This window comes from Larkinella bovis, assembly GCF_042655385.1.
Classification (GTDB): Bacteria; Bacteroidota; Bacteroidia; order Cytophagales; family Spirosomataceae; genus Larkinella; species Larkinella bovis.
In genome coordinates this window covers 250,388-274,141 of sequence record NZ_JBHSMA010000004.1, presented here as the reverse complement: position 1 = coordinate 274,141, position 23,754 = coordinate 250,388, and the positions used below count along the sequence as shown (strand labels likewise).

The 23,754-nt window shown below is 53.9% G+C and carries 21 protein-coding genes; 11 read left to right on the top strand and 10 right to left on the bottom strand.

The features are described from left to right. The first annotated feature begins 26 nt into the window (after positions 1-26). The 3 genes from ACFPMF_RS15070 to ACFPMF_RS15060 all read left to right on the top strand — a co-directional run bounded on the left by ACFPMF_RS15070 (position 27) and on the right by ACFPMF_RS15060 (position 3,011). Positions 27-1,688, top strand: coding sequence for a S41 family peptidase (locus ACFPMF_RS15070; RefSeq protein WP_379846454.1), 1,662 nt, complete (start codon positions 27-29; stop codon positions 1,686-1,688). A gap of 109 nt (positions 1,689-1,797) precedes the next feature. Then, positions 1,798-2,487, top strand: coding sequence for a tRNA (adenosine(37)-N6)-threonylcarbamoyltransferase complex dimerization subunit type 1 TsaB (gene tsaB / locus ACFPMF_RS15065; RefSeq protein ID WP_379846451.1), 690 nt, complete (start codon positions 1,798-1,800; stop codon positions 2,485-2,487). A 5-nt stretch (positions 2,488-2,492) separates the two neighbouring features. Further along, positions 2,493-3,011 (top strand): DUF2480 family protein, encoded by a 519-nt coding sequence (locus ACFPMF_RS15060; RefSeq protein WP_379846448.1) that lies wholly within the window; start codon positions 2,493-2,495, stop codon positions 3,009-3,011. 73 nt (positions 3,012-3,084) lie between these two features. Here ACFPMF_RS15060 and ACFPMF_RS15055 read toward each other — a convergent pair whose 3' ends face one another. The 6 genes from ACFPMF_RS15055 to ACFPMF_RS15030 form a co-directional block, all read right to left on the bottom strand. After that, positions 3,085-3,840 carry a hypothetical protein gene (locus ACFPMF_RS15055; protein WP_379846446.1) on the bottom strand — a complete coding sequence of 252 codons (756 nt, stop codon included), beginning with the start codon at positions 3,838-3,840 and terminating at the stop codon, positions 3,085-3,087. A gap of 104 nt (positions 3,841-3,944) precedes the next feature. Then, complete coding sequence (locus tag ACFPMF_RS15050) at positions 3,945-4,766, bottom strand: hypothetical protein (RefSeq protein ID WP_379846443.1); 822 nt, start codon at positions 4,764-4,766, stop codon at positions 3,945-3,947. Between the two features lie 72 nt (positions 4,767-4,838). After that, the gene (locus ACFPMF_RS15045) at positions 4,839-5,429 is read right to left on the bottom strand and encodes a ribonuclease HII (RefSeq protein ID WP_379846441.1); all 591 of its coding nucleotides are present in this window, start codon (positions 5,427-5,429) and stop codon (positions 4,839-4,841) included. Positions 5,430-5,515: 86 nt separating this feature from the next. Beyond that, positions 5,516-6,526, bottom strand: coding sequence for a vWA domain-containing protein (locus ACFPMF_RS15040; RefSeq protein ID WP_379846438.1), 1,011 nt, complete (start codon positions 6,524-6,526; stop codon positions 5,516-5,518). 11 nt (positions 6,527-6,537) lie between these two features. Then, entirely contained in the window at positions 6,538-7,503 is a 966-nt protein-coding gene (locus ACFPMF_RS15035) for a hypothetical protein (protein ID WP_379846436.1), read from the bottom strand. A gap of 20 nt (positions 7,504-7,523) precedes the next feature. Further along, positions 7,524-8,390, bottom strand: coding sequence for a DUF58 domain-containing protein (locus tag ACFPMF_RS15030; RefSeq protein WP_379847197.1), 867 nt, complete (start codon positions 8,388-8,390; stop codon positions 7,524-7,526). A 128-nt stretch (positions 8,391-8,518) separates the two neighbouring features. On the opposite strand from ACFPMF_RS15030, the gene ACFPMF_RS15025 reads away from it, so the two are divergent. The 6 genes from ACFPMF_RS15025 (at position 8,519) to ACFPMF_RS15000 (ending at position 17,348) form a co-directional block, all read left to right on the top strand. Next, complete coding sequence (locus tag ACFPMF_RS15025) at positions 8,519-8,950, top strand: DUF4296 domain-containing protein (RefSeq protein ID WP_379846434.1); 432 nt, start codon at positions 8,519-8,521, stop codon at positions 8,948-8,950. Beyond that, positions 8,947-10,272 (top strand): protoporphyrinogen oxidase, encoded by a 1,326-nt coding sequence (gene hemG, locus ACFPMF_RS15020; protein ID WP_379846432.1) that lies wholly within the window; start codon positions 8,947-8,949, stop codon positions 10,270-10,272. The genes ACFPMF_RS15025 and hemG overlap by 4 nt, the downstream gene beginning before the upstream one ends. 81 nt (positions 10,273-10,353) lie before the next feature. Continuing rightward, positions 10,354-11,157, top strand: a complete 804-nt coding sequence (locus tag ACFPMF_RS15015) for a polyprenol monophosphomannose synthase (protein ID WP_379846429.1) — start codon at positions 10,354-10,356, stop codon at positions 11,155-11,157. Positions 11,158-11,205: 48 nt separating this feature from the next. Beyond that, on the top strand, positions 11,206-12,411 hold the full coding sequence (locus tag ACFPMF_RS15010; RefSeq protein WP_379846426.1) for a DUF4185 domain-containing protein: 1,206 nt from the start codon (positions 11,206-11,208) through the stop codon (positions 12,409-12,411). A gap of 503 nt (positions 12,412-12,914) precedes the next feature. Further along, positions 12,915-13,259 carry a hypothetical protein gene (locus ACFPMF_RS15005; RefSeq protein ID WP_379846423.1) on the top strand — a complete coding sequence of 115 codons (345 nt, stop codon included), beginning with the start codon at positions 12,915-12,917 and terminating at the stop codon, positions 13,257-13,259. A gap of 78 nt (positions 13,260-13,337) precedes the next feature. Next, on the top strand, positions 13,338-17,348 hold the full coding sequence (locus tag ACFPMF_RS15000) for a S8 family serine peptidase (RefSeq protein WP_379846420.1): 4,011 nt from the start codon (positions 13,338-13,340) through the stop codon (positions 17,346-17,348). Positions 17,349-17,432: 84 nt separating this feature from the next. Here the strand turns inward: ACFPMF_RS15000 and ACFPMF_RS14995 are convergent, their stop codons facing one another. After that, positions 17,433-18,278 carry a carboxypeptidase-like regulatory domain-containing protein gene (locus ACFPMF_RS14995; protein ID WP_379846417.1) on the bottom strand — a complete coding sequence of 282 codons (846 nt, stop codon included), beginning with the start codon at positions 18,276-18,278 and terminating at the stop codon, positions 17,433-17,435. A 170-nt stretch (positions 18,279-18,448) separates the two neighbouring features. On the opposite strand from ACFPMF_RS14995, the gene gcvT reads away from it, so the two are divergent. Both gcvT and ACFPMF_RS14985 read left to right on the top strand, forming a co-directional pair. After that, positions 18,449-19,543, top strand: coding sequence for a glycine cleavage system aminomethyltransferase GcvT (gcvT, locus tag ACFPMF_RS14990; protein WP_379846414.1), 1,095 nt, complete (start codon positions 18,449-18,451; stop codon positions 19,541-19,543). Between the two features lie 79 nt (positions 19,544-19,622). After that, a complete protein-coding gene (locus tag ACFPMF_RS14985; protein WP_379846411.1) occupies positions 19,623-20,339 on the top strand; it encodes a 2-phosphosulfolactate phosphatase in 717 nt (238 codons plus the stop codon). 115 nt (positions 20,340-20,454) lie between these two features. Here the strand turns inward: ACFPMF_RS14985 and acpP are convergent, their stop codons facing one another. From acpP to ACFPMF_RS14970, 3 genes are all read right to left on the bottom strand, one after another. Beyond that, the gene (gene acpP / locus ACFPMF_RS14980; protein WP_379846409.1) at positions 20,455-20,691 is read right to left on the bottom strand and encodes an acyl carrier protein; all 237 of its coding nucleotides are present in this window, start codon (positions 20,689-20,691) and stop codon (positions 20,455-20,457) included. 143 nt (positions 20,692-20,834) lie between these two features. Then, the gene (locus ACFPMF_RS14975; protein WP_379846407.1) at positions 20,835-22,133 is read right to left on the bottom strand and encodes a TolC family protein; all 1,299 of its coding nucleotides are present in this window, start codon (positions 22,131-22,133) and stop codon (positions 20,835-20,837) included. A gap of 43 nt (positions 22,134-22,176) precedes the next feature. Further along, positions 22,177-23,751 (bottom strand): DHA2 family efflux MFS transporter permease subunit, encoded by a 1,575-nt coding sequence (locus ACFPMF_RS14970; protein ID WP_379846405.1) that lies wholly within the window; start codon positions 23,749-23,751, stop codon positions 22,177-22,179. Between the last annotated feature and the right edge of the window lie 3 nt (positions 23,752-23,754).

Sequence of the window (23,754 nt, the reverse complement as noted above, 5' to 3'; positions counted from 1 at the left end):
GTCTTGCGTCTTTAATCTATAAAAACATGTTTACGCGTAAACGTCTGACCGTCGCCCTGGGCGCGACCCTCCTGGCAGGAAGCCTTGGCTTTTACTCGTTCCGCAACGACGACCGGTTTTTTGAAATCGCCCGTAACCTGGACATTTACGCGACCCTGTTCAAAGAACTAAATCTCTATTACGTCGACGAGCTGAATCCGAACCGCATGGTGAAGTCCAGCATCGACGCCATGCTGAAATCGCTGGATCCGTATACGAACTTCTTCGCCGAAGATGAAATCGAAGACTACATGACGATGACCACCGGGCGCTACAACGGCATCGGGGCGCTCATTGGGTCCCGGCAGGGACGGAGCATCGTCATGATGATTTATGAAGGAACACCCGCCGAGAAATCCGGTTTGCGGATTGGCGACGAAATCCTCAAAATCGACGGTGTCGACATCAAAACCCGGCGTGAAGCCGATTCCGACAAACTGCTGCGCGGACAAACGAATACGGCGGTGAAACTGACCGTCAAGCGGTTTGGCAGCAATGCGCCCATCGACCTGAACGTAACGCGCGATGTGGTCAAAATGACCAACGTACCCTATTACGGCATGATTACCAACGAGGTCGGTTACATTGATTTGAAGGATTTTACCGGAACGGCTTCGCGCGAAGTTCGAAATGCGTTTACCGAACTGAAGGGCAAGGGCATGAAGAAACTCGTCCTGGACGTGCGCGAAAACCCGGGCGGTTTGCTGAATATGGCCATCGATATTGCCAACATCTGGTTGCCGCGCGAATCGGAGATTGTGACGACCAAAGGCAAAGTGACCGAATGGAATAAAACGTATACGGCACTGAATCCGCCCCTGGATCTGGAAATGCCGATTGTGGTGCTGACCAATAGCCGGAGCGCATCGGCGGCCGAAATCGTTTCGGGCGTTATTCAGGATTACGACCGGGGCGTTCTGGTGGGGCAACTGACCTACGGAAAGGGGCTTGTGCAAACCACCCGCGAACTTTCCTACAACACGAAACTGAAAATCACCACGGCCAAATATTATATTCCGAGCGGCCGTTGCATCCAGGCCATCGACTACAGCCACCGCAACCCCGACGGCAGCGTGGGCAAGATTCCGGATTCGCTGAAAACCGCCTTCAAAACCAAAGCCGGTCGCACGGTTTACGATGGCGGGGGCGTTACGCCGGATGTGCCGGTCGAACCGAGTACGCCCGCGCCCATTGCGCTCAGTCTGACCAACCGGGGGTTGATTTTCGATTACGCCGTCAAATACCGGCACGAACACCCGACGATCAAACCCGCCCGCGAATTTCACCTGACCGACACCGAATACCAGGATTTTGTTACCTGGTTGAAAGACAAGGAGTATGACTATACGACGCAGGTCGAAAAAGAACTGGGAACGCTGGAAGCTTCGGCCAAGAAAGAAAAATCGTTCGATCAGATTCAGGACCAACTGAAGGCGTTGCGAACGAAGTTGTCGCACAGTAAAGAAGTGGATCTGGCGACGTTCAAAGGCGAACTGAAAACCCTGCTCGAGCAGGAAATTGTCGGTCATTATTACCTGCAGAAGGGCATGAAAGAGGCTTCGTTTGCGACCGATCCGGAAGTCAAAGCCGCCCTCGACCTGTTCAACGACATGAACCGGTATCAGTCTATTTTGAAAGGAAAACCTTAAGGAGGTATGAGTTAAGAGTGATGAGTTAAGACGGGGCCGCCCAGCGGTTGGCGGACGCGTTCAAATAACTCTTAACTCATCACTCTTAACTCATCATTATCATTTATCTGTGCTCATTCTCTCCCTCGATACGTCCACGACGGTCTGTTCTGTGGCGCTGCACCGCGACGGGTCCGTGCTGGCCTGTTACGAATTGTTTACCGAAAAATCGTCGTCAGGAATGCTGACGACACTGATTCAGAATGCCGTGCAACACAGTGGTTACCAGCTTTCAGACCTGGATGCCATTGCCGTTGACAAGGGGCCGGGCTCCTATACGGGTTTGCGGATTGGGGTTTCGACGGCGAAGGGGCTGTGCTTTGCGCTCGATAAACCGCTGCTGGCGATCAATACACTCGAAGCGATGACCCGCCAACTAAGCGGTTTTTATCCCCCTTCGTATGCGCTCTGCCCCATGCTCGATGCCCGGCGGATGGAAGTCTATTGTGCAATTTATGATGCAGAAGGCCGGGAACGAATGCCAACTTCGGCTCAGATTATTGATGATCAGTCGTTTGCGGAGTTGTTGATGCAACAGCCCGTTGTCTTTTTCGGGAATGGCGCGGCCAAATGCCGGGCGGTTTTGGGGCATCAGCCGAATGCGGTTTTTCCGGACCCGCTTATTCATCCGTCGGCCAAAACCGTCGGGCAACTGGCGGCTGTGGCCTATCGGGAAAACCGGTTTGAAGATGTCGCCGGTTTTGAACCATATTACCTAAAGGATTTTGTGGGAACCAAGCCGAAGAAGTTGGTTGTTTAGCCGGTATGGAAACCGAACTGATTGTCAATCGCGTGGCCAAAAGCGGCCTGGTATCGCTCGATCTGGAAGATTATTACCATCCCGGCGAGCGGGTTGTGTACGACTTGAAAGACAACCTGTTTATGGGGCTGATTCTGAAGGAAAAAGACTTCCGGGAATTCATCAAAACCCACGACTGGAGTCAGTATGCCGGGAAAAATGTGGCCGTTACCTGTTCGGAAGATGCCATCGTGCCGACCTGGGCATACATGCTGTTGACGATTCAGCTGGAACCGCACGCCCACACGGTGGTGTTTGGCTCGTTGCAGGATCTGGAAGAAAAACTCTATTTCGACGCCATCAACCGCATCAATATCGACGATTACCGCGACGCCCGTGTGGTGGTAAAAGGGTGCAGCAACGTACCGGTGCCAACGGCGGCTTATGTCGAGATCACGCGCCGGCTGCGGCCGGTGGCCCAGAGCATCATGTTCGGCGAACCGTGTAGCACCGTGCCGTTGTACAAACGCCCGAAGCAAGGGTAACGGTTTACGGTTTTCCGTTTACGGTAGCTGACGCGTAGCAAACACCGTAAACCATATACTGAAAACCGTATACTTATTGGTTGTAAATAAACTCCTCTTTCCGGCCATCGGGGTAAATCATCCGGATGGGATAACCGTCGGCCCGGTATTCGTAGCGGTAACGCTCCACGTTCTCCATACCCGTCGTTGGATTAACCGACCGGATGCCAACAATATTGTTAGCGCTCATAAACCAGCTGATTTCCGCATCGATCCGAACGGGTTTGTAAGGGTTTGGGGCAGTATCGTATTCATATACAGGGCTTTCTGTTCCTTGAGTGACATTCCCCCGGTTGTCGTAGGTAAAAGAAACGGAAGAAGTCAGCCGGTTACTGGTATCATAAATGTCTCTTCGAATGATCCGCTTGTTCGCATCGTAGGTAAACCAGCTCGATGACCGGTAATCAGCTTTGTTGTCAACGAGGGTATAGGTTTTTCGCTCCTTAATGGTCGTATCCGCATTGTAAACGGTTTCGGTATAGGAATAGAGCGTTAACGGCAGGTTGGAAACGCGGGTCGCCGACCAGGGTGGATTCGTATAGTATTGCTCGACCCGGAGGGTGGTCGGGTTAAGCCAGTGAAAAATCAGTTGGCTATCCGGGTTGCCATCAGGTCTATGGGTGATGATTTTCTGAATGCGGTTATTGGGGTCGTATAGATAGTATGTCGATTCGACGGTCGTGGGCTTGGCCGGGTCCGCGTAATAATCGTGTCGAATCAGGCGAACGGCTTGACCACGGGGCAGAATGGCCTCATCGTTTTTTCGGTCACAGGCCGTTACCAGAATCAATAGGAACAGAAAAGGAAGAAGAACCGGACTTGGGAGGTGCCATCTCGAACACGGCCGGTTCCGGTTTACAACTGGTGAGTGTGGTCGGTCAGGTTCTCTCATGGTCAGTTTGAATAGATAAAATCCTCTTTCCGGCCATCCGCGTAAATCTGCCGGGCCGGATAACCGTCAGAACGGTATTCATACGTCCATTGCTCATCCGTATTGCTGGCTGAAACCAGGTTGATCGATTTTTGGCGGACGATATTGTTGGTACTCATGTACCAGCTGATTTCTGAATGTAACCCGACCGTACGATACGGATTTGGGGCATTATCATATTCGTAAGTAGTACTGATATTGGGCCGGGCGCCCTTAGACACATCGGTATACCGATCTTCTCTTGTCACATTTCCGCGGTTATCATACTGAAACAACGTATAGGAAGCCAGTTTGCCATCAGTCGTGTACGTATTCCGTCTCGTCACTTGTTTCTGGCTGTCGTATTCGAACTTTGTGGAAGAACGGTAGTCGATGGTGTTATCGGGCTGAACTATGTAATTTTTCCGTTCGCGAATCGTGGTGTCGGCGTTATAAAGCGTCTCGTTGTAGGAATACATTTTCAACGGCAGTCCCGCTAGAAAACTACCCGACCAGGGCGGGTTGGTGAAATGCTGTTCGACGCGCAGGACATTTCCAGTCAACCAGCGGTAAACCTGTTTAGTCTCGACCGCGCCAGTTGAATTGTCGGTAATTACTTCGCGGATGAGGTTGTTCTCATCATAGTCGTAGCGGGTTGACCGAAACGAAGACGGATTGGCCGGGAGACCGTAATAATCCGTTCGAATCAGGCGAAAGGATTGCCCCCGCGCCAGAATGGCATCGTCGTTTTTGCGGTTGCAGGCCATGACCAGCAGCAGCAACAGCAGCCAGGGAATCGTTTTCATAGGAGTTTAGGTAAAGGCAGATAACAGCAGGATACCGTTGAGGGACAAAGCGTTGGAAACTGCCTCCAAAATTTATACCAGCCGAAAACTCATCCGGTGCCAGCGGCACGGCCCGTGTTCCAGAATCGCCCGGCGGTGAACGGGTGTCGGATAACCGACATTCCGTTCCCAGCCGTAGTGTGGAAACTCAATCGCCAGTTTTTCCATCAACTCATCGCGGTAGGTTTTTGCCAGCACCGACGCGGCCGCAATCGACAGAAATTTGCTGTCGCCTTTCACAATGCAGGTATGCGGAATCATCGGGTAATTGACAAACCGGTTGCCATCCACCAGCAGATGATCCGGCTTGATTCCGCCCACCTGATTCATGATTTCATCCAGCGCCCGGTGCATCGCCAGAAAGCTTGCTTTCAGAATATTGATCTGGTCAATCTCTTCGTTCGAGACTTCGGCCACGGCCCAGGCCAGCGCGTCGCGCTGGAGTTCTTCCCGTAACTGCTCGCGCTGAAACCGGGTCAACTGTTTCGAGTCGTTCAGGATCGGATGCGTGTAGTTTTTCGGCAAAATAACCGCAGCGGCCACCACGGGCCCGGCCAGGCAGCCCCGCCCGACTTCATCCAGCCCCGCTTCAATGTAGTTTTCGTTGTAATAAGCTAATAGCATAGTTAGACAAAAGACGAAAGACAGGGGACAAGAGATAGGAGAGCAACTAGTCTTTTGTCTCATGTCTCTTGTCTTTCCTCCCTAATTCAATCTTCCAAAATATTTCCAAAAATGGTATTCTTCAGGAACAGCGTCAGCAGCAGGAACACCACGGCCCAATAGAGGTACATGCGGTAAAAATCCTTCACATCCTTGTAAACCACGGTTTTGACGGGCGCTTTTTCCAGCCGGTCGATTTCGTTAAAAACCGCCTGCAAACGGGGCGCATCTCCCGCCCGGAAAAAGGTCCCGCCCCCAATGTTGGCAATGGTGGTCAGAATCCCTTCGTCCATCGTTACCGTAGCCAGGGTGTTAGGAACCTGCATCAGCGGTTGCCGACCAATGGCCACCGTATAAATCCGGATGTTGAATGCTTTGGCAAGCCGAGCGACCGTCACCGGATCGAGATTGCCCGCCGTGTTGTCGCCATCGCTGAGCAAAATGGTCACCTTGCTTTTCACCTTCGATTCCCGCATCCGGTTGATACAAACCGCCAGGGCACTGCCAATGGCCGTGCCGGATGTTTTGATCATGCTGTCATCCAGGTCGTTGAGGTAGCTGTTCAGCAATTCGTGATCGGTGGTTAGCGGGCAAAGGGAATAGGCTTCTCCGGCAAAAATAACCAGGCCGATGCGGTCGTTCCGGCGGCTTTTGACGAAAGCCCGGGCCACGCGTTTGGCGGCCTCCAGCCGATTCGGTTTCAGATCGGTTTCGGCCATGGATGACGAAATATCGATGGCGAGCATCAGATCGATGCCTTCGGCGACCCGCTCGGGCTCTTCGCGAATCAGTTGTGGCCGGGCCAGCGCCATCAGAATGAGCGCAAGGCTGATAAACAAACTGATCGGCAGCAAATACCGCAGGCTCCCAATCAGGGTGGGCTGGAGTTCCGTCCGGTTCAGCGCCACGCTCAGCCGCTGCTGCGAACGCCCCGACAACAGGGCCCGCAATCCAAAAAGAAGCAAAATCGCCGGAATGGCGTACAAATAAATCGGATGCGCCCAGGTGAACTGGCGCAGTTGCGTACTTGTAAACCATTGATACGAAAACCATTCCATCCGTAAAGTATTCAGGTCGTGACGGCCGCATTCTCCTCCTGCAAACGCAGACTGCTGCGCTGGTAGGCGCTGTCGGCCACTTCGTTCAGCACCCGGAGCGATTGTTGAGTATGGTCGGAATACATACTGCCGTAAATCACCCCGTCGATTTCTTTCAGTGCACCGGCCAGCCGATCATCCTGCACCAGTTCCACAATTTCGCGGGTGGTCAGAGATGTAAACGGTTTTCGCTCCAGCCGCTCCATATATTTCTTCCAGATGACCACGGCCCGGCCCGCATCGTCGTGGGCGGTTTCGGGGCCAATGTTGCGCGTCAGCCGGTGGAACGAACGCTGAAAATCCTGGTATTGCCGGAACCACTGGTAGCGCCGGATGCGGGTCCGAATCGTCCGGCCAAAAAACAAGAACAGAACGCCCGCCAGTGCACAGATACCCAGGACAATCGTCATCAACAGCGGATAATTCATCTGTTGCTGAAGCATGACCACCTGGGTGGCCGTCGATAAGCGGAGCGTGTCGGGGCGCAGCGTTTGAATCCGCTGCCGCAGCCGGACCGTGTCGGTATTGGAGAAGACCCGTATACTGTCGGTGGGCGTTCGCAGCAGCAGCACCGGGGTGCGCAACGTCTGCAGCGGCCCGGTTTCGAACGAAATTAGGGTATAAACCGAACTGTCCAGGCTACCTTTGGCGTCGGTTTTGGTCGAAAAAATCGAAATATCACGTACCAGAAAGGGCGCAAAATGCCGGCTGGTATCCGGAAACAGCACATCGATGTTCGCACGGTGGCGAATACTGAGCGAATACTGAAACGGTTTCCCGATCTCAATCGTGTCGGTCAGGAAAACGCCTTTGGGAACCTGGGCGAAGGCTGGGAGCAAAGAAACCGGAAGAAAAAACCAGGCATAAAGAACGAAAAACCGCCGGATGAGGCCGGGTTGCGGACGGAATCGGGCAAACGGTTTGGGTTCTTTCGGCATGGTTAGGGACGGTTAACGACTCACCGGGCTTTACGGACCCGAAACAGTTCAATGAGGGGCGGGACATAATCCGCCTGCGAATCGAGCGCCACGTAATCGGCATTGTATTGTTTACAAAACCGCTCCAGTTGCTGCTGGCTCTGCCGGAAGGTCTGTTTAATGCCGTTGCGGAAGCCCGGCGAGGAAGTATTGACCCAGACGGTCCGGCGGCTTTCCGTATCGTAAACCGGAATGATGCCCAGCCGGGGCAGGTTCGTTTCCCGCTGGTCGTACGTATGAATCACCACCAGATCGTGTTTCCGGGCGAGGGCTTTCAGGTTGTGTTCGTAGCCCGAATCGATGAAGTCCGACACCAGAAAAACCACGCTCCGGCGTTTTAATACATTGAGCGTAAACAGCAGCGCATCCGCCAGGTTGGTGCGGACGGACTCCGGTTTTAGTTTGAAGAGATTGACAATCAGTTGGTAACCCTGTTTAAGGCTGTTCGACGGTTTCAGGTATTTTTCTTTCTGATCCGAGAAACAGTACATGCCCACGTGGCTGGCTTCCTTGATGGCCGACAGGGCCAGAACGCCACAGACTTCGCGGGTCGTATCGAGTTTGGAGCGGCCCGTGGTTCCGATTTCCTGCGAGGCACTGACATCGACGAGGAAAAAAACCGTCTGATCTTTTTCTTCCCGGAAAATCTTCACGAACGTGCCGTGGCCTTTCGAGGAAACGTTCCAGTCAATCGCGCGCACGTCGTCACCGTACTGGTACGTTCGCAAGTCGCTGAACTCCAGGCCGGAACCTTTGAAAATGGAGCGAAAGCTTCCGCGCATCTGCGAATTGACGGCTTTCCGGATCCGGATTTCAAACTGGTAAAGCCGCGCTAAAAACTCGTGTATCGTGTTGTTAGAACCAATTATCACCGAAAATTTTGTTAAAAATTGTTCAGGAACGAATAGCCGCGTGTTATACGAACAGGATTCCCGACATTTGCACTCAAATGCCTCAGTTGACAAAAATAACGAAAATGAACGCGCAACGGTGCAGCTTTCTCCGACTATTGGGTTGGTTGCTGTTCGTCAGTGGGTTGCAGGCTTGCCAGAATAACGTGGTTGAAGCCCCGGATAATCTGATTCCGGAGTCAAAAATGGTCCAGGTTCTGACCGAAATTCACCTCGCCGAAGCGCGGGTGACGAAAATGAACCGGGTTTCTCTGGATAGTAATACGCTGATTTATAAGCGGCTGGAGAAACAGATTTTCCGGAAGTATAAGGTCGATACGGCCGCGTATTCAAAAAGTTATACCTATTATTCGTCGAACCCCGACCAGATGGCCGGTATTTACAAGCAGGTGGTAGAAGAACTGGAACGGCGAAATAAACCGGCGGACAGTACCAGCAAAAAAGCTCCGGTGAACACCGGCAAACTCCCCGCCCGACTCAAAAATCTGAAGAAATGATTGCCATTATCGGAGCAGGAATATCGGGCCTGACGCTGGCCTATGAACTTCAGCAGCGCCACGTACCGTATCGGTTGTTTGATCGCGGTGGCGAACCGGGCGGTTTGATGCGCTCCCGGCGCGAAGCCGATTACCTGATTGAACTTGGACCAAACTCGTTGCTGGGCGATGCGGCTTTGCTGGCCTGGATTGATCAACTGGAATTAACACCGGAAATTACCTTTGCCAACCCGGTTAGCAAAGCCCGGTTTATTTACCGGAACGGGGCCTACCAGCCCTTGCCAACCGGGCCGTTGTCTCTGATTTTCAGCTCGTTTTTTAGCTGGGAAACCAAAAAAGCGATCTGGCGGGAACGCACCAACCGAACGGTTTCGTCGCCCGGTGAAACACTGAGTGAGTTTTTCCGTCGGCGGTTTTCGCAGGAACTCGTCGAATATGCGCTGGCGCCGTTTGTGGCCGGTATTTACGCCGGTGATCCCGACCGGCTGCTGGTTTCGGAAACGTTCCCCGTGTTGCTGAGCTACGAAAAAGAGTACGGTTCGGTTTTGAAAGGCTTCATCAAAAATGCGGGCGCCAACCGTCGGCAGTCGTTCAGTTTTCGCAACGGGCTGCAAACCCTGCCTAAGGCGCTGGCCAGCCGGCTGACCCACCTGAATTTGAACGATTCGGTAGACCGGCTGACGAAAACCGAAACCGGCTGGGTGCTGGAAACCCAAAGCGGTTCGTACGCAGCCGATGCGGTAGTGCTGGCCTGCGATACAAACGCGGCCGCCGGTTTGCTCAAGCCCCATTCGCCCGACCTGGCTGCGTTGCTCCGGCAAATCGATTATCCGCCCATGACCGCCGTTCATTCGGTATACAAACGGGCCGATGTCAAACACCCGCTTAACGGTTTTGGCGGCCTGAATCCCCGGCAGGAAAACCGGTTTGTTTCTGGTCACATCTGGAGCAGTTCGGTGTTCGAGGGCCGGTGTCCGGCTGATGAGGTTCTCCTGACCAGTCTGGTGGGGGGGAGTCAGCGCGAGGAAAACGCCCGGCAACCCGACGAGGTGATTCAGCAACGGCTGCATCAGGAACTAAGCCAGGCGTTTGGCATTCGGGCCGAAAAACCGCACCGGCAATGGATTACCCGCTGGGAACGGGCCATTCCGCAGTATGACGCCCGGATTCTACCGGTGAAGGCCCGGATTCCGGCGCTCCAGTCCAGTCGCCTGTATGTGTGCGCCAACTGGTACCAGGGCACGAGCCTGTCCGACTGCATCCGAAAAGCCCGGGAGCTGGCCGCCCAGCTGGCCGGAGCGGGTAGAGAGGGTGATTTTTAACAAATTTTAAGGCCAAAGATCCATGAAATCAGGCCGGTTTCCAGTAACTTACAGGGAGAAACGCTAACCCGAATCAGAACCTTGAAAGAGTGTTTAGTGGTCATTCCGACCTACAACGAAATTGAAAACATCGAGGCTATTATCCGAAAAGTCCTGAGCTTGCCGGCACTTTTCGATATCCTGATCGTCGATGATGGCTCACCGGATGGCACGGCCCGGCGGGTGAAGGAATTGCAGCAGGAGTTTGCCGCCGACGGGTTTGCCCACCGGCTTCATTTGATGGAGCGAAGCGGGAAGCTCGGCCTGGGAACGGCCTACATCGCCGGTTTTCGCTGGGCGTTGGGCGAAGGGTACCAATATGTCTGCGAAATGGATGCCGATTTCTCCCACAATCCCGACGATCTGGTGCGTCTTTACGACGCCTGCGCCCGCGGTGGTAACGACGTGGCCATTGGCTCCCGCTATATTACCGGCGTCAATGTGGTGAACTGGCCGATCGGGCGGGTGTTGATGTCGTACTTCGCCGGGGTTTACGTTCGCTTCATCACCGGCATGTCGGTGATGGACCCAACGGCCGGTTTTATCTGCTACAGCAAGACTGTGCTGACCGCCATTCTGCAAAATAATATTCGCTTTGTCGGCTACGCGTTCCAGATCGAAATGAAGTTTTTAAGCTGGAAATACGGTTTTCGGATGACCGAGGTGCCGATTATTTTCACGGACCGCACCAAAGGCATATCCAAAATGTCGACCGGTATTTTTAAAGAAGCCGTTTTTGGTGTCCTGCAAATGAAAATCGGGAGTTTTTTCCGGCACTATATTCCGCCCGGAAAAGAGCCCAAACCGGTTGTGGTGACGCCGGAAACGACCGAAGCGTTGTCGTAGCGCACGCGGTTTTTATTCCGCTACCTGTTTAAAGCCAGTCGTTTATCGATGAAATATTGCCTCCTGTTTATCCTGCCTTTCTGGTTTTCGTGTACTTCAAAACCGGCTGACGAACAGCAGACGAGGCAGGAAATAGCGGTCAATGCAACGGAGTTTACCGTTGAACCGGCCCCGGAGTGGACCCATCTCTTTCTGCGGAAATCCGGCTGGTTTGGCGGTGATGGGATTTATGCCATTCCGTTTTCGGGAAAGGATGCCGAACCGGGCGATAGCCTGCTCTTTGTGTTTAGCGATACAATGATTGGTGAAATTGCGGGCGGCCAGCTTAAACCTGGTTCCGTCATGGTCAATAATTCCGTGGCCGTGCTAAAGGGCAACACTCCCGATTCAACCCTGATTGCCTTTAAAACCGCCCGCACCAAGGAGGGATACAAAGCGGTTTTCGCGCCTAAAACCGGTCAGCCGGATCCGAATACGTACTTCTGGCTGGGCGATGGGTTTGTCAATCCCGATGCTAACCAGGATTTGTTTTTGTTTGCCTATAAAATGACCAATACCCATGATCAGTCGGGTTTTCCGTTTAAAGAAACCGGGAATACGCTGATTCGGGTCCCCCGCAACAGCCGGTTTCCTTACACGGATCATCAGCAGATTGACCTGCCCTTTAACCACTACACCCCCGGCGAAGAAACCATTTCGTTTGGTGCCGGAATCGTCAACCGGGCACCATCGGCCGGTGAAGCGGAGCCGGATGGTTTTGTGTACGTCTATGGCATCCAGGGGGCGAACAAAAAACTGGTGGCCGCCCGCGTCAAACCAGATCGCATCGCTTCGTTCGATCAGTGGCGGTTTTGGGACGGAACCACCTGGTCGGACGACCCTAAATCGGTCGTGGCGTTGAGTGATTCGGTTTCCAACGAAATGAGTGTGAGCCGGTTGTCAAAAGGGAATTATGCGCTGGTGTATCAGTTGAGCGGCATTTTTCCGGAAATCTGTATGCAGGTTGGCCCATCGCCCGTTGGTCCTTTTGGGCCCCGGATCATTCTCTACAGGACGACCAGCGATATAAAAGACAAGGATTTATTCACCTACAATGCAAAGGCCCACCCGGCGCTTTCGGCTGCGGGCGAACTGCTGATTTCCTACAATGTTAATAGTTTTAAGTTTTTCGATGTCCTGAAAAGAGAGCCTAATCTGTATCGCCCGCGCTTTATCCGCGTGAAATTCAAGCCGCCTTCCGGTTCCCGAAAATAACCGGCTGGTACACCAGCCAGTCTTAAAAGATACCCCAAAGCATTTGTTGAGCCGGTGGGCGGTAGCAGTCAGGGAAACCGGGTGCGCCCCTTGCATTATTTGGAGGGGGCAAAAGCGACGTTTCTCCAGCGTTTTAAGTCCCAATTAGCCACAAAATCCTTTCTGATCGTGTAGAATAGGCCCTGTCCAACGGAGCTAATCACCAGGATTTGTCGAAAAATGTACGTGTCCTGCAGAAATAAAATTGTATTATATAAAGAATTTTTGAATTTTTCGAATATTTTTCATTCTTGAGTATTCGGCATAAGTAAAAATGTTTCATATGTTTTTTGTGCAACTTCGAAATATTATTTGGTGCGGATAAATACAATTGCAATAAGATGTGTAAATAGAAATTGCACTGAAAATCAGTGTCTTAATTAGCGAGAACTTTGTATTATCTTTTTATAGTTACTTTGTTGAAACAAAAACAAAGAGATTTTCCACTGTAGACAAATAAAAAGATGAACACCACACTGAAAGCTTCGTTACTCGCCCTTGGAATGGGCTTTGTTATGATTTGTGTCGTTGACGCCGTTATCCCCCAATCACTGCTTGGTTCGTTGGTGGGGAAATCGGCTCCCAAAGCCAATGTCACGGTTGTTGTCAACCGGGTCGATGATCAACCCATTACGGTTAAATTATCGAAAATGAACGGTGAAGTGATCGCCAGCCAACAACTGGTGGAAGGCAACACGATCCACTTTGGTTTGAAAGATGCCGAAAACGGTACGTACCGGGTTGAGGTTTCCAACAGCACGACGAAAAAAGTAAAAGACGTAACACTGTCAGCCCAGAAGGCGGTTTAATAGAAAACGGATTAAAAATCCGTTCAGCTTACTGCTAAGCCCAACAGTTTTAATAACTTGTTGGGCTTAGCTTTTTTTATGCTGTCACGTTTCCGATTTCTGTGGGTTGGCTTGTTGGTGGGAATGGCCGTTGGCGCTCAGGCCCAGAAACCGCTGTATTCGTCGAATCAACGGACCGTCCTTAGCCGGATCAGTCAGGAACTGGAACAAAACCGGCGACCTTCCTATCGCCGGGCGGTTGAAATCGCCAGAAACCGGGCTATTCCGGTGCGGCAGGTTCGCTCCGACGGAACGGTGCTCATTCTTCAGGATACGGACGAAAAGGGGAATCTGCTTTTCAACGCCACCAGCAGCGCCACCCGGGCCGGAACAACCACCCGAACCGCAGCGCTCTATACCGGCGGAGCACTCGGTCTCCGCTTGTCTGGCACTAGTGCTGCCGTTCGTGATAAACTTGGCATCTGGGACGGTGGAAAAGTGCGTCCGACACACGTGGAGCTGACCGGGCGGGTGACCCAGCGCGATAGTTCGCAGACGGTAGAAAACCACCCCACGCACGTGGCCGGCATCCTGATGGGGGCGGGCCTGAATAACCGGGCGCGGGGAATGGCTTTTGGAGCCAATCTGAAAGCGTATGATTTCGGGAACGATAATGCCGAAGTGGCCGCAGCCGCGTCGGATTTACTGATTTCTAACCATTCCTATAACCTGCTGGCGGGCTGGGTGTTTAACGCCGACCGAGCCGGGGACGTGAAATGGGAGTGGTGGGGGGATTCGACCATCAGCGCGACCGAAGACTATAAATTTGGGATTTACAGCAATGGCGCCCGCAACTGGGACCGTATTGCCGTAGCCGCTCCGTATTATCTGCTGGTGAAGTCGGCGGGCAATACGCACGGACAGAACGGACCGGGTGCCGGAGCGTTGCACTGGATTGCCAGTAGCAACACCCAGAGCCGGACGACGCGCAGGGACCAGAGTAGCTACGACCAGATTTCGACCGATAGTAACGCCAAGAACATTCTGTCGGTGGGCGCGGTCAGCAGCATCGCTACGGAATACAGGCAACCGGCGGACGTTCGGCTGGCGAGTTTCAGTTCCTGGGGGCCGACCGACGACGGGCGTATCAAACCGGATCTGGTGGGGGTGGGCGTCAGTGTTTTATCCACCGGTTCGGCCAATGACAATGCCTACACGACGCTTTCCGGGACCTCAATGGCCGCTCCCAACGTATCCGGTTCGTTGCTGTTGTTGCAGGAATATTATGCTCAGTTGCATGACGGACAACTCATGCGTTCTTCAACGCTAAAAGGGCTGGCGCTGCATACGACCGAAGAAGCAGGCGATGCACCCGGCCCCGATTACCGGTTTGGCTGGGGGTTGCTGAATGCGGAAAAAGCGGCCCGCGTAATTGGTAATGCGGACAAGAGTCACCTCTTGGAAGAACGGACGCTGAATCAGTCCGAAACGCAAACCGTATCGCTGGTGGCGTCGGGGCGTGGGCCGCTGGTGGTTACCATTTGCTGGACGGATCCGGAAGGCACAGCCCTGGCGGCTTCCGGGGCGAATCTGAATAACCGCAGCCCCCGGCTGGTCAACGACCTGGATATTCGGCTGGCCGACGGCGCGCAGATCATCCAGCCGTGGGTGCTCGATCCGGCTAATCCGGCCAGTCCGGCGACGCGGGGCGACAACATCCGGGATAATGTCGAGCAGATTCTGGTGGCCGATGCCATACCGGGGAAGACCTACACGCTGACGATTTCGCACAAAAACACCCTGCGGAATGGGAAACAGGAGTTTGCACTGGTGGCTAGTGGCGTTGGCGGAACGGCCTACTGTACGTCGGCTGCAACGGCAACGGGGTCGGCCAACATCGACCGGGTGCGGTTTGGCACGATCGACCAGGCCGGACGGGCCGGTTGTCAAACCTATTCTGACTTTACAACCGTAGCGACCGACGTTTCGGTAGGCTTACCCGTGCCGCTGAGCGTAGCGGTGGGAAGTTGTGGAGAAAACCGCCCGGTTGTGGTGAAAGCCTTTATCGACTGGAATCTGGATGGTGATTTTGACGACGCCAACGAAGGGGTGGCTACCTCGGGCGTCTTGACGGGACCGGCCACCTTTTCAACCACCGTAACCATACCGGGCGGTTTGACGGTGGGTCAGTTGACCCGGTTCCGGATTGTAACGGTCGAAACCGGGGATGTCGGGGCGGTTTTGGCCTGCGGGAATTACGCCAACGGCGAAACACAGGACTATCTGGTACGGTTTGCGCGCGCCCAGAATGACGTAGGAGTTAGTGCGTTACTGGCTCCCCAGAACGGATTTTGTAATTTGCCCGAGCTTCAGGTGGCCGTGACGGTTCGGAATTACGGAGCTGCCGATCAACGTAATATTCCGGTGACGGTGCAGGTACTGGCCCCTTTCGGAACGGCGGTTGCCAGCCTGCGCGATACCGTACGGGCTGTTTTAGGGCCGGGTCAAGAAACGCAAGTACTCCTGCGGGGGGCGGTTACGATGATGGCGGGTACGGCATACCGGTTTACGGCTCAAAGCCGGTTGGCGGGTGATCAGAATACCACCAATGACGAACTCGTCAGCATTTTGACGACCTCGGCGGCTTCGACGGAGCAGGGCAGTTTTTCGGTTTCGGCCTGCGATACCAACGGGGTGTCGCTGCGCAACACGGGGGCCGGAACCGCATTCTGGTACGATGCGCCCACCGGGGGCAATCTGGTTGGCGCCGGAAACCAGGCTGTTGCGTTCCGTCGGCCGGCCGGCGGAACCTATTATGCCGCCCTGAACCAGTTTTCTGGAACCGTAGGCCCGGCGACCAAACAGACTTTCGGAGGAGGCACGTATTCGGGCAACTTTGGTCCTCAGCCGTTGATTTCCACGCAGGTGCCGCTGGTGCTGGAAAGCGCGCGCTTGTATATTGGCAGTCCGGGGCGGATCATTTTCACGGTTCAACGGCTGAACGGAACCCCGGTTTCGAGTGTCGCCCTCGATGTAACTCCCACGCGTGACCCTGCTACTCCCGTTGGGAATCCGCCTTCCGGCCAGCAGTCCGATGATCCGACGGATCCGGGGGCCGAATACCTGCTGAATCTGTCCATTCCCGAAGCGGGAAACTATAAAATGGCCATCGAATACGAAGACGGTGCCACGATTTTTCGGAGCAATGCGGGGGTTGCCGGTTTTCCGTTCCAGATTCCCGGTATTGTGAGTTTGAAAGGGTCGGTGTTCAACAGCGACACCCTGACGAATGCCTATTATTATCTTTACAACCTGCGGGTCAAAGCCAGTGGGTGCCCGGCTGCGACACGGGTGGCTGTCACGCCAAAACCGGGTTCGGCCGTGGTGGCAACCATCACGCCGGATGGGTCCCCGGATATCTGCCGGGGTAGCTCGCTGACGCTGCGGGCCCAGGCGGTGGAGGGCTATTCGTACCAGTGGCTGAAAGACGGGCAACCAATTTCGGGCGCGACCTCGGCCACGCTGGCGGTTTCGGAGGCAGGTTCCTACCAGGTGCGGGTCGTGGGCGAATGTCCGCCCGCGACGTCAACGGCCGTGGTTGTAACCCTCAAGGATCCGCAGGCACCCGTCCTAACCCGCGACGGCTATACCCTGAAATCCAATGCAGTGACTGGCAACCAGTGGCTCCTGAACGGGAGTCCGATTGCCGGAGCCACGCAGCAAACCTACACGGCCACGCAGTCTGGACGGTATGCGGTTCGGGCGAATGTAAACGGTTGTGCCGAACTCGTGTCCGCCGAAATTCAGCTGGATGTCATTACGTCGGTGAATCCTCCGCCGGGTTCGGGTACGCAACTGCGGGTTTTTCCGAATCCGGCTTTCCGGCGGGTGACCATCGAGTTTGTTCCGGAGTCGGCTCAGAACCGGTTATACCGCAGTGTACTGGTCGATGCCCGTGGGCTGGTGCTGCGCTCGGCGGTTTTGCAGCGTACTAACAACGGCTATTCTGTCATACTGGACGTATCAACTTTCCCGGCGGGTTTATTCTTTATCCTGATTCAGAACGAACAGGGCCAGACCCTGCAGGGCCGTAAACTACTGAAGCAATGAGGTTATCGGCTGCTGCGGAGTTGAACTCCGCAGCAGCAATGGATCGGGATTTAAAATCCCGGTCAGCGATAGCAGCGATGGGGTTTATTCCAGCGCGATTCGGGCCTGGATGACGGGGTGTTCGCCGAAACCCGTGCGGACGAGGGGAGCGTTGCGTCGCCAGGAGCCACCGTTAATGCGTTCCCAGTAGGTTGCCGTTCGCAGCTCCCGGTTGAACGCCAGGTATTGCCCGAAACACTCCCGCACGTTTTTCTGACCATCGGGCATTTTAAACGAATTCGTAAATTTATACCGGGCTTCGTCGGTCGGGAGCCATTCCATCGCAATGAATAAACCGTCTTTCGGAAACGCAATCTGGTAGGGCGACAGGTCGACTTCGCACCAGGTATTCCCCCGGCGACCGGCGGCAATAACGCTTTGCGGGAGCAGATCCTGACCTGGTTCGCCATCGGTATTGGCGTAGATCCGCACCCGGAACGGTGCCGTCGGCACTCCTCCGCGGGCAATCAGGTATGAAACCCGGTGGAGAAAGCCCCGGATGCCGGTCGGATTACGGACAAACAGGGCAAATTCAATGTTTCGACCCGAACAGTTTCCCCAGACAATCGGCGCGCGCTTCCGAATCGCACCCACCGTGGCCAGACGCGGTTTCCGGCCTTTGACGACAATTTCGGTTAGTACATTGGGCTTGGAACGAAGCCGGAAAACCGCCGTGTCGGAGACGCTGCTGAGGGGAATCTGCTGACTTTCAAACCCCACGCAACTAATCAGCAACGTGTCGATTCCGGCCGGAATCTGGGCTGAGAACCGGCCCTGGGCGTCGGCGTAGGTGCCAAAACCGTGCTGCGGTTCGCTGATCAGAGCGTACGGAACGGGTTGTTCGCTGCCTTCCATCTGCACACTACCCTGAATGGTGACTTGTGCAAACACGCAAGAGGAGATAAATAAAAAAACAAAGCCGGATAGAAACCGGTAGCTGCGTCTGGTGTACATGGAAAACCGTCAACAATTCGGTAGTTTTGTAATTCGGGTAAAAAAGAGCGGTGCGTCTGTGCTGCGTGGAATCAAAACCCGTGATCAAGTCTCAACCGTCCACTCGCATGGAAGTAAAACACATCCCCCTCGAGAAAATCCACGAACAACTGGGGGCAAAAATGGTGCCGTTTGCTGGCTTTCTGATGCCAGTACGGTATTCGTCCGATCTTTTAGAACACCAGACCGTTCGGAACGCCGTCGGTATTTTCGACGTGTCGCACATGGGTGAATTCATTCTGAAAGGTGAAAAAGCCATCGACCTGATTCAGAAAGTGTCGGCCAACGATGCTTCACTGCTCTTCGACGGGAAGGTGCAATACAGTTATTTGCCTAATGATCAGGGTGGTGTCGTCGATGATCTGCTGATTTATCAGATCAGTCCCATCGAATTTATGCTGGTGGTCAATGCGTCGAACATCGAAAAAGACTGGAACTGGATCCAAAGCCAGAACGATTTTGGGGATGGCGTGGAGATGGTCAATATTTCGGACGGCACCTGTCTGTTTGCGGTGCAGGGCCCACTGGCGGCTCAGGCGCTGCAACCCTTGACCAATGCCAAGCTGGATTCAATGTCGTATTATACGTTCGAGAAAACGGATTTTGCCGGTTTTCCCAACGTCATAGTCTCGGCAACGGGCTATACGGGCGCGGGCGGTTTTGAAATTTACGTCGCCAACGAACAGGCCGAAGCGGTCTGGGCGGCTATTTTGAAAGCGGGCGAACCCTACGGCATCAAGCCCATCGGTTTGGGCGCGCGGGATACGCTACGGCTCGAAATGGGCTTTTGCTTGTATGGGAACGATGTTGATGATACGGTTTCTCCGCTGGAAGCCGGTTTGGGTTGGGTGACCAAGTTCACCAAGCCGTTTGTTCATTCCGAGAAGCTGCAGGAACAGAAAAATCAGGGCCTGAAACGGAAGCTGGTTGGTTTTGAACTTATCGAGCGGGGGGTGCCGCGCAGTCATTACGAACTCTGCGACGCCGATGGGAACCGCATCGGGGAGGTGACCTCCGGGACCCAGTCGCCCACGCTTGGCAAAGGCATCGGCCTGGGCTACGTTCCGACGGAGTACAGTAAACCGGGTTCTGAAATCTTCGTCAAAGTCCGCGATCGTTTATTGAAAGCACAAGTCGTAAAACTACCTTTCGTAAAAAATTAATCGTTTAACCGAATTACTACCGGATTAGGGTGAAAGCTGGTCGCTCTTTCGCTCTTCCATTCTTTCGCTCTTTATTTTAATGAAAACCATCGACGTTTGTCTGACTCCTGATTTACTCCATCTCCACGCGGACTCCCTCGAAAATTCCATTGTTGTTGTTGCCGATGTTTTTCGGGCAACGTCCTGCATGGTGACGGCTTTTGCCCACGGTGTCAACAGTATTATTCCGGTGGCGACGGTGGAGGAATGCAGCCAGTTGCAGAGTCGGGGGTATCTGGCGGCTGCCGAGCGGAATGCCAAAATGGTCCCCGGGTTCGATCTCGACAATTCACCGTTCAGCTACATGGACGAGCGTCTGTTTGGGGCCAACATCGCCATGACAACCACGAACGGTACGTACGCCATCACGCGTTCGCGGAACGCGGTGAAAGTGCTGGTAGGTTCTTTCCTGAATCTGGAGGCTATTGTCCGGTATTTGCAGGGCGAACGGTACGACGTCATGATTCTGTGCGCGGGCTGGAAAGGGCGCGTCAACCTGGAAGATACGCTTTTTGCCGGGGCGCTGATCGAGCGATTGAAAGACGAATACATGATTCCGGAAGACAGCGGGTTGATGGCCTGGCGGCTCTACGCCCAGGGGAAAAATGACCTGCCTGCCTTCCTGGCAAACTCTTCCCACGTCCGGCGGCTCCATCGGCTGAGTATTCACAAAGACATCATTTATTGCCTGCAACACGATCTGTACGACGTTGTTCCGGTGCTGCGGGGCAGCGCACTGGTATCGATGGAAATGTAACCCGGTTTCATCGGACGAGGAGTTTCGTTGTTAAAAAAGTAGAAAAACCGGGTCAAAAAAAAGCCGGAATGCTCCTCCTGGGGAATATTCCGGCTTTTGAGTCGTTGAGTCGTTGTCAGACAATAGCGACGTGCTGCTCGGTTTGCAGGTAATCGACGACGCCCTGAAAAGTGGTTAATTTCGAGTAATCTTCGTCCGGAATCCGGATGCCAAATTCCTGCTCCAACTGCATGATTAGATCAACCGTATCCAAGCTGTCCAGACCCAGATCGCGTGTGAAGTGAACGGTAGGGTGAATGGCCGATTCGTTGACGCCAAAGTTCTTGAGGATATTGGTTACGCGGTCTTTCATAGTCGTAAGCTGTTTTCAGGTTGTCAGATAGCGCAGACGAGCATCTGCTGGTGTGAGCGGCTATTCGGGTAAGGGGCCACGCTTAAAAAACCGCTGGTTTTATTTTTTAGTTTACCAGACAATGAACTTTTCGTTGCCGTTTATCACAAATTTTCGCCCAGCAATCGTTTATACTCCAGATGGTTAAGTAAAAGCTGGTACTGATAATTCAACCGGGCCAGTTCGGCTTCCTCCACGCCGGTTTCGGCGCTCTGCAATTCAACCGGTGTGATTACCCCGGACTGTAACCGCACCTGCGCAATTTCGAGGGCCTTCCGGGCTTGCTGCACCTGTGTTTCCAGGTTCTGTAACCGCTGCTGGTTGCTCTGGATGTCCGCATTCAGTTGTTCCAGATTTTGCCGCAATTGTGCGTTGGCACTCTCGATGGCATACCGGCTGGCGTCCAGATTCAACCGGGCGGCCTGGTTTTGCAAACTATAACGTTTTCCCGAATAAATCGGAACGGTCAAATTAACTCCGGCGGCTACGTTGAATTTAAGCGAACCAATTTCCGGCAGATACCCGTTGCGGTAACCCGCCGACCCGCTGAAACTCAGGTTGGGCCGACCGCTGCGTTCATAAGCCAGCATATCGGTCTGGGCGGCCCGGACCCGGTCTTGCGCTAACTGTATTTCTTTGTTATTGGTTTGAGCCGTTTGCAGGCTTCCTTCAATTGTGAATGGCTGGATCTGTGCCTCAAACTGAGCGGCAGCAGGACTGATGGCCGGATTCGGATCACCAGTCAGGTATGTCAATAACGCCCGTTGGCGCTCCAGATTGTTTTGCAAATCAATTTTTCGATTCTGAGCGGCTTTCAAACGGACCTGCTGCGTCAAGAGATCATACTGCAGGGCTTCCCCATTTTGCAGGCGGTTGGCAAAAACCTGAATGTTTCGCTGCGCGACTCCAATGACGGAGTCCTGAACGGTTATGCTTTTTTGCAGGAATCCGATGCCATAATAGGCTGCGGCCACCTGATAGCCGAGGTTTTGCCGGGTCAGGTCCAGGGTATGTTGCAGAATCTGCACATGATCTGCGGCCTGCCGGATGCTGGCGTCGGTACGCCCGAAATCATAAAGCGTCTGCCCGACTCCGATGTTGGCGTTAACGTTATGATTGGGCTGAAACTGGATGGTGGCATCCTTGCCGTTGATGGGCAGTGTGGCCTGGGCTACGGGCGTTACATACTGATAGAGCCCGTTGCCGGTGATGTTGGGCTGGTAGGCCGAACGGGCAATATCGACCTGAACCTGTCCTGCCCGCAGTTGCTGCGCCTGTTCTTTCAGCCGCGGAAAATTCGTATTGGTCCGGTTGATCAACGCCCGTAAATCGTTCGGGATGGCTTGCGCCCGGACCGTGGCGGTTGCCAGTGTCAATGCCAGAATTAGGTGTATTCGTATCATTGTACGTGCTTTATAGGTGCGGAAACCGTATCCGTTTTAAAAATTAGTGGGCGGCATCAGCCGCTGCTTTGGCTGTAGCGGCATCCATTTTTTTATTTTTCATCAAAAACAACAGCGGCAGGGTGATAACGAAGAAGAGCCCGGCCAACCGGAAGGTATCGAGGTACGAAATCATCAGGGACTGTTTGGAAACAATGGCGTCCAGATTCCGGTAAGCGCCCGAAACCGCATCAAGGGCATTCATGCCCCGGGATGCCAGGCTTTGGGCCATCGCATTCAGCCGGTCGGTGGTCACCGGATCACCGGCTTGCAGGTTCGACACCAGATCGCTGCGGTGAACGGCGGTTCGCTGGGCGATGTAGGTATTCGTGATGGCCACACCGAACGCACCGCCGAGTTGCCGGACCATGTTCGTGAACGCAATGCCGGTGGGCAGTTCCTGCGGTTTCAGCGTTGAAATCGACTGGTTAATCAACGGGGCATTGATCATGGCCAGACCCGCGCCCCGAACCAGTAGTGCCCAGGTAAAGTCACGCTCACCCGCGTCGGCGTCCAGGTTCGACATCATGAAACAGAACAGAATGAACGCCAGATAACCCAGGATGGCAAACAGGCGCGGAGATACTCCGCTGGCCAGCGACCGCCCAACCACCGGGAACATGATCAGCGCGACGGCCCCGCCCGGAATCAGAATGTTCCCGGTTTTGGTAGCCGTATAACCGACAATGCGCTGTGCAAACAGCGGAAACAGCAGAATCGAGGTAAATAAACCGTATCCGATGATGAACACGAGAATGGAACCGATCGCCAGATTCTGATTCTTTACCACCCGCAAATCCATGACAGGACTGTCGGTTTTGAGTTCCCACCAGAGGAATAACGGAATGGAAATGGCGGCCGCAACCGTTAAGTACAGAATGGCGCTGTCGTCGAACCAGTCGTCGGCTTCGCCCCGTTCCAGCACATACTGCAAACTACCGATGCCGACGGCCAGCAGCAGAATCCCGAGCTGGTCAATTTTGATCTTGCTGCGGTCGATGTTAAACTCGTTCGGCATCTTTTCAACGAAGGTCGAGCACAGAAAAACCGCCAGAATTCCGATGGGGACGTTGATGAAAAACATCCAGCTCCAGTGGTAGTTGTCGATGATAAAACCGCCCAGCGTGGGGCCCAGCGTAGGCCCCATCACGATGCCCATTCCGAAAACCGCCGAGGCAATGGCCCGCTGGTTGGGCGGAAAGGCGTCGTACATGATGCCCTGCGAAGTGGACAGTAAGGCTCCGCCCCCGATGCCCTGCAAAAACCGGAAGGCGACCAGGGTCCAGAGATCGTCGGCGATCCCGCAGAAATACGACGCAATCGTGAAGAGAATGATCGATGCGATGTAATAGGTTTTCCGGCCAAAATAATTTTGCAAAAAACCGGTCATTGGAATGATAATCACGTTGGCAATTGCGTAGGCCGTGACAACCCACGAAATGTCTTCGATCGTAACCCCCAGATTCCCCGCCATTTGTGTCAGTCCGACATTGACAATGGACGTATCGATCAACTCCAGAATGGCCGCCGACACCGTCGTGATCACCACAATCCATCTTTTAAATCCTGTTGGTGCCATAAG

Excerpts from the sequence above, each read along its gene's own strand:
- ACFPMF_RS15070 (WP_379846454.1), top strand. The coding sequence starts at position 27 with ATGTTTACGCGTAAACGTCTGACCGTCGCCCTGGGCGCGACCCTCCTG.
- ACFPMF_RS15060 (WP_379846448.1), top strand. The coding sequence starts at position 2,493 with ATGGAAACCGAACTGATTGTCAATCGCGTGGCCAAAAGCGGCCTGGTA.
- ACFPMF_RS15050 (WP_379846443.1), bottom strand. The coding sequence starts at position 4,766 with ATGAAAACGATTCCCTGGCTGCTGTTGCTGCTGCTGGTCATGGCCTGC.
- ACFPMF_RS15045 (WP_379846441.1), bottom strand. The coding sequence starts at position 5,429 with ATGCTATTAGCTTATTACAACGAAAACTACATTGAAGCGGGGCTGGAT.
- ACFPMF_RS15040 (WP_379846438.1), bottom strand. The coding sequence starts at position 6,526 with ATGGAATGGTTTTCGTATCAATGGTTTACAAGTACGCAACTGCGCCAG.
- ACFPMF_RS15035 (WP_379846436.1), bottom strand. The coding sequence starts at position 7,503 with ATGCCGAAAGAACCCAAACCGTTTGCCCGATTCCGTCCGCAACCCGGC.
- ACFPMF_RS15025 (WP_379846434.1), top strand. The coding sequence starts at position 8,519 with ATGAACGCGCAACGGTGCAGCTTTCTCCGACTATTGGGTTGGTTGCTG.
- hemG (WP_379846432.1), top strand. The coding sequence starts at position 8,947 with ATGATTGCCATTATCGGAGCAGGAATATCGGGCCTGACGCTGGCCTAT.
- ACFPMF_RS15010 (WP_379846426.1), top strand. The coding sequence starts at position 11,206 with ATGAAATATTGCCTCCTGTTTATCCTGCCTTTCTGGTTTTCGTGTACT.
- ACFPMF_RS15005 (WP_379846423.1), top strand. The coding sequence starts at position 12,915 with ATGAACACCACACTGAAAGCTTCGTTACTCGCCCTTGGAATGGGCTTT.
- ACFPMF_RS15000 (WP_379846420.1), top strand. The coding sequence starts at position 13,338 with ATGCTGTCACGTTTCCGATTTCTGTGGGTTGGCTTGTTGGTGGGAATG.
- gcvT (WP_379846414.1), top strand. The coding sequence starts at position 18,449 with ATGGAAGTAAAACACATCCCCCTCGAGAAAATCCACGAACAACTGGGG.
- ACFPMF_RS14985 (WP_379846411.1), top strand. The coding sequence starts at position 19,623 with ATGAAAACCATCGACGTTTGTCTGACTCCTGATTTACTCCATCTCCAC.
- acpP (WP_379846409.1), bottom strand. The coding sequence starts at position 20,691 with ATGAAAGACCGCGTAACCAATATCCTCAAGAACTTTGGCGTCAACGAA.
- ACFPMF_RS14975 (WP_379846407.1), bottom strand. The coding sequence starts at position 22,133 with ATGATACGAATACACCTAATTCTGGCATTGACACTGGCAACCGCCACG.
- ACFPMF_RS14970 (WP_379846405.1), bottom strand. The coding sequence starts at position 23,751 with ATGGCACCAACAGGATTTAAAAGATGGATTGTGGTGATCACGACGGTG.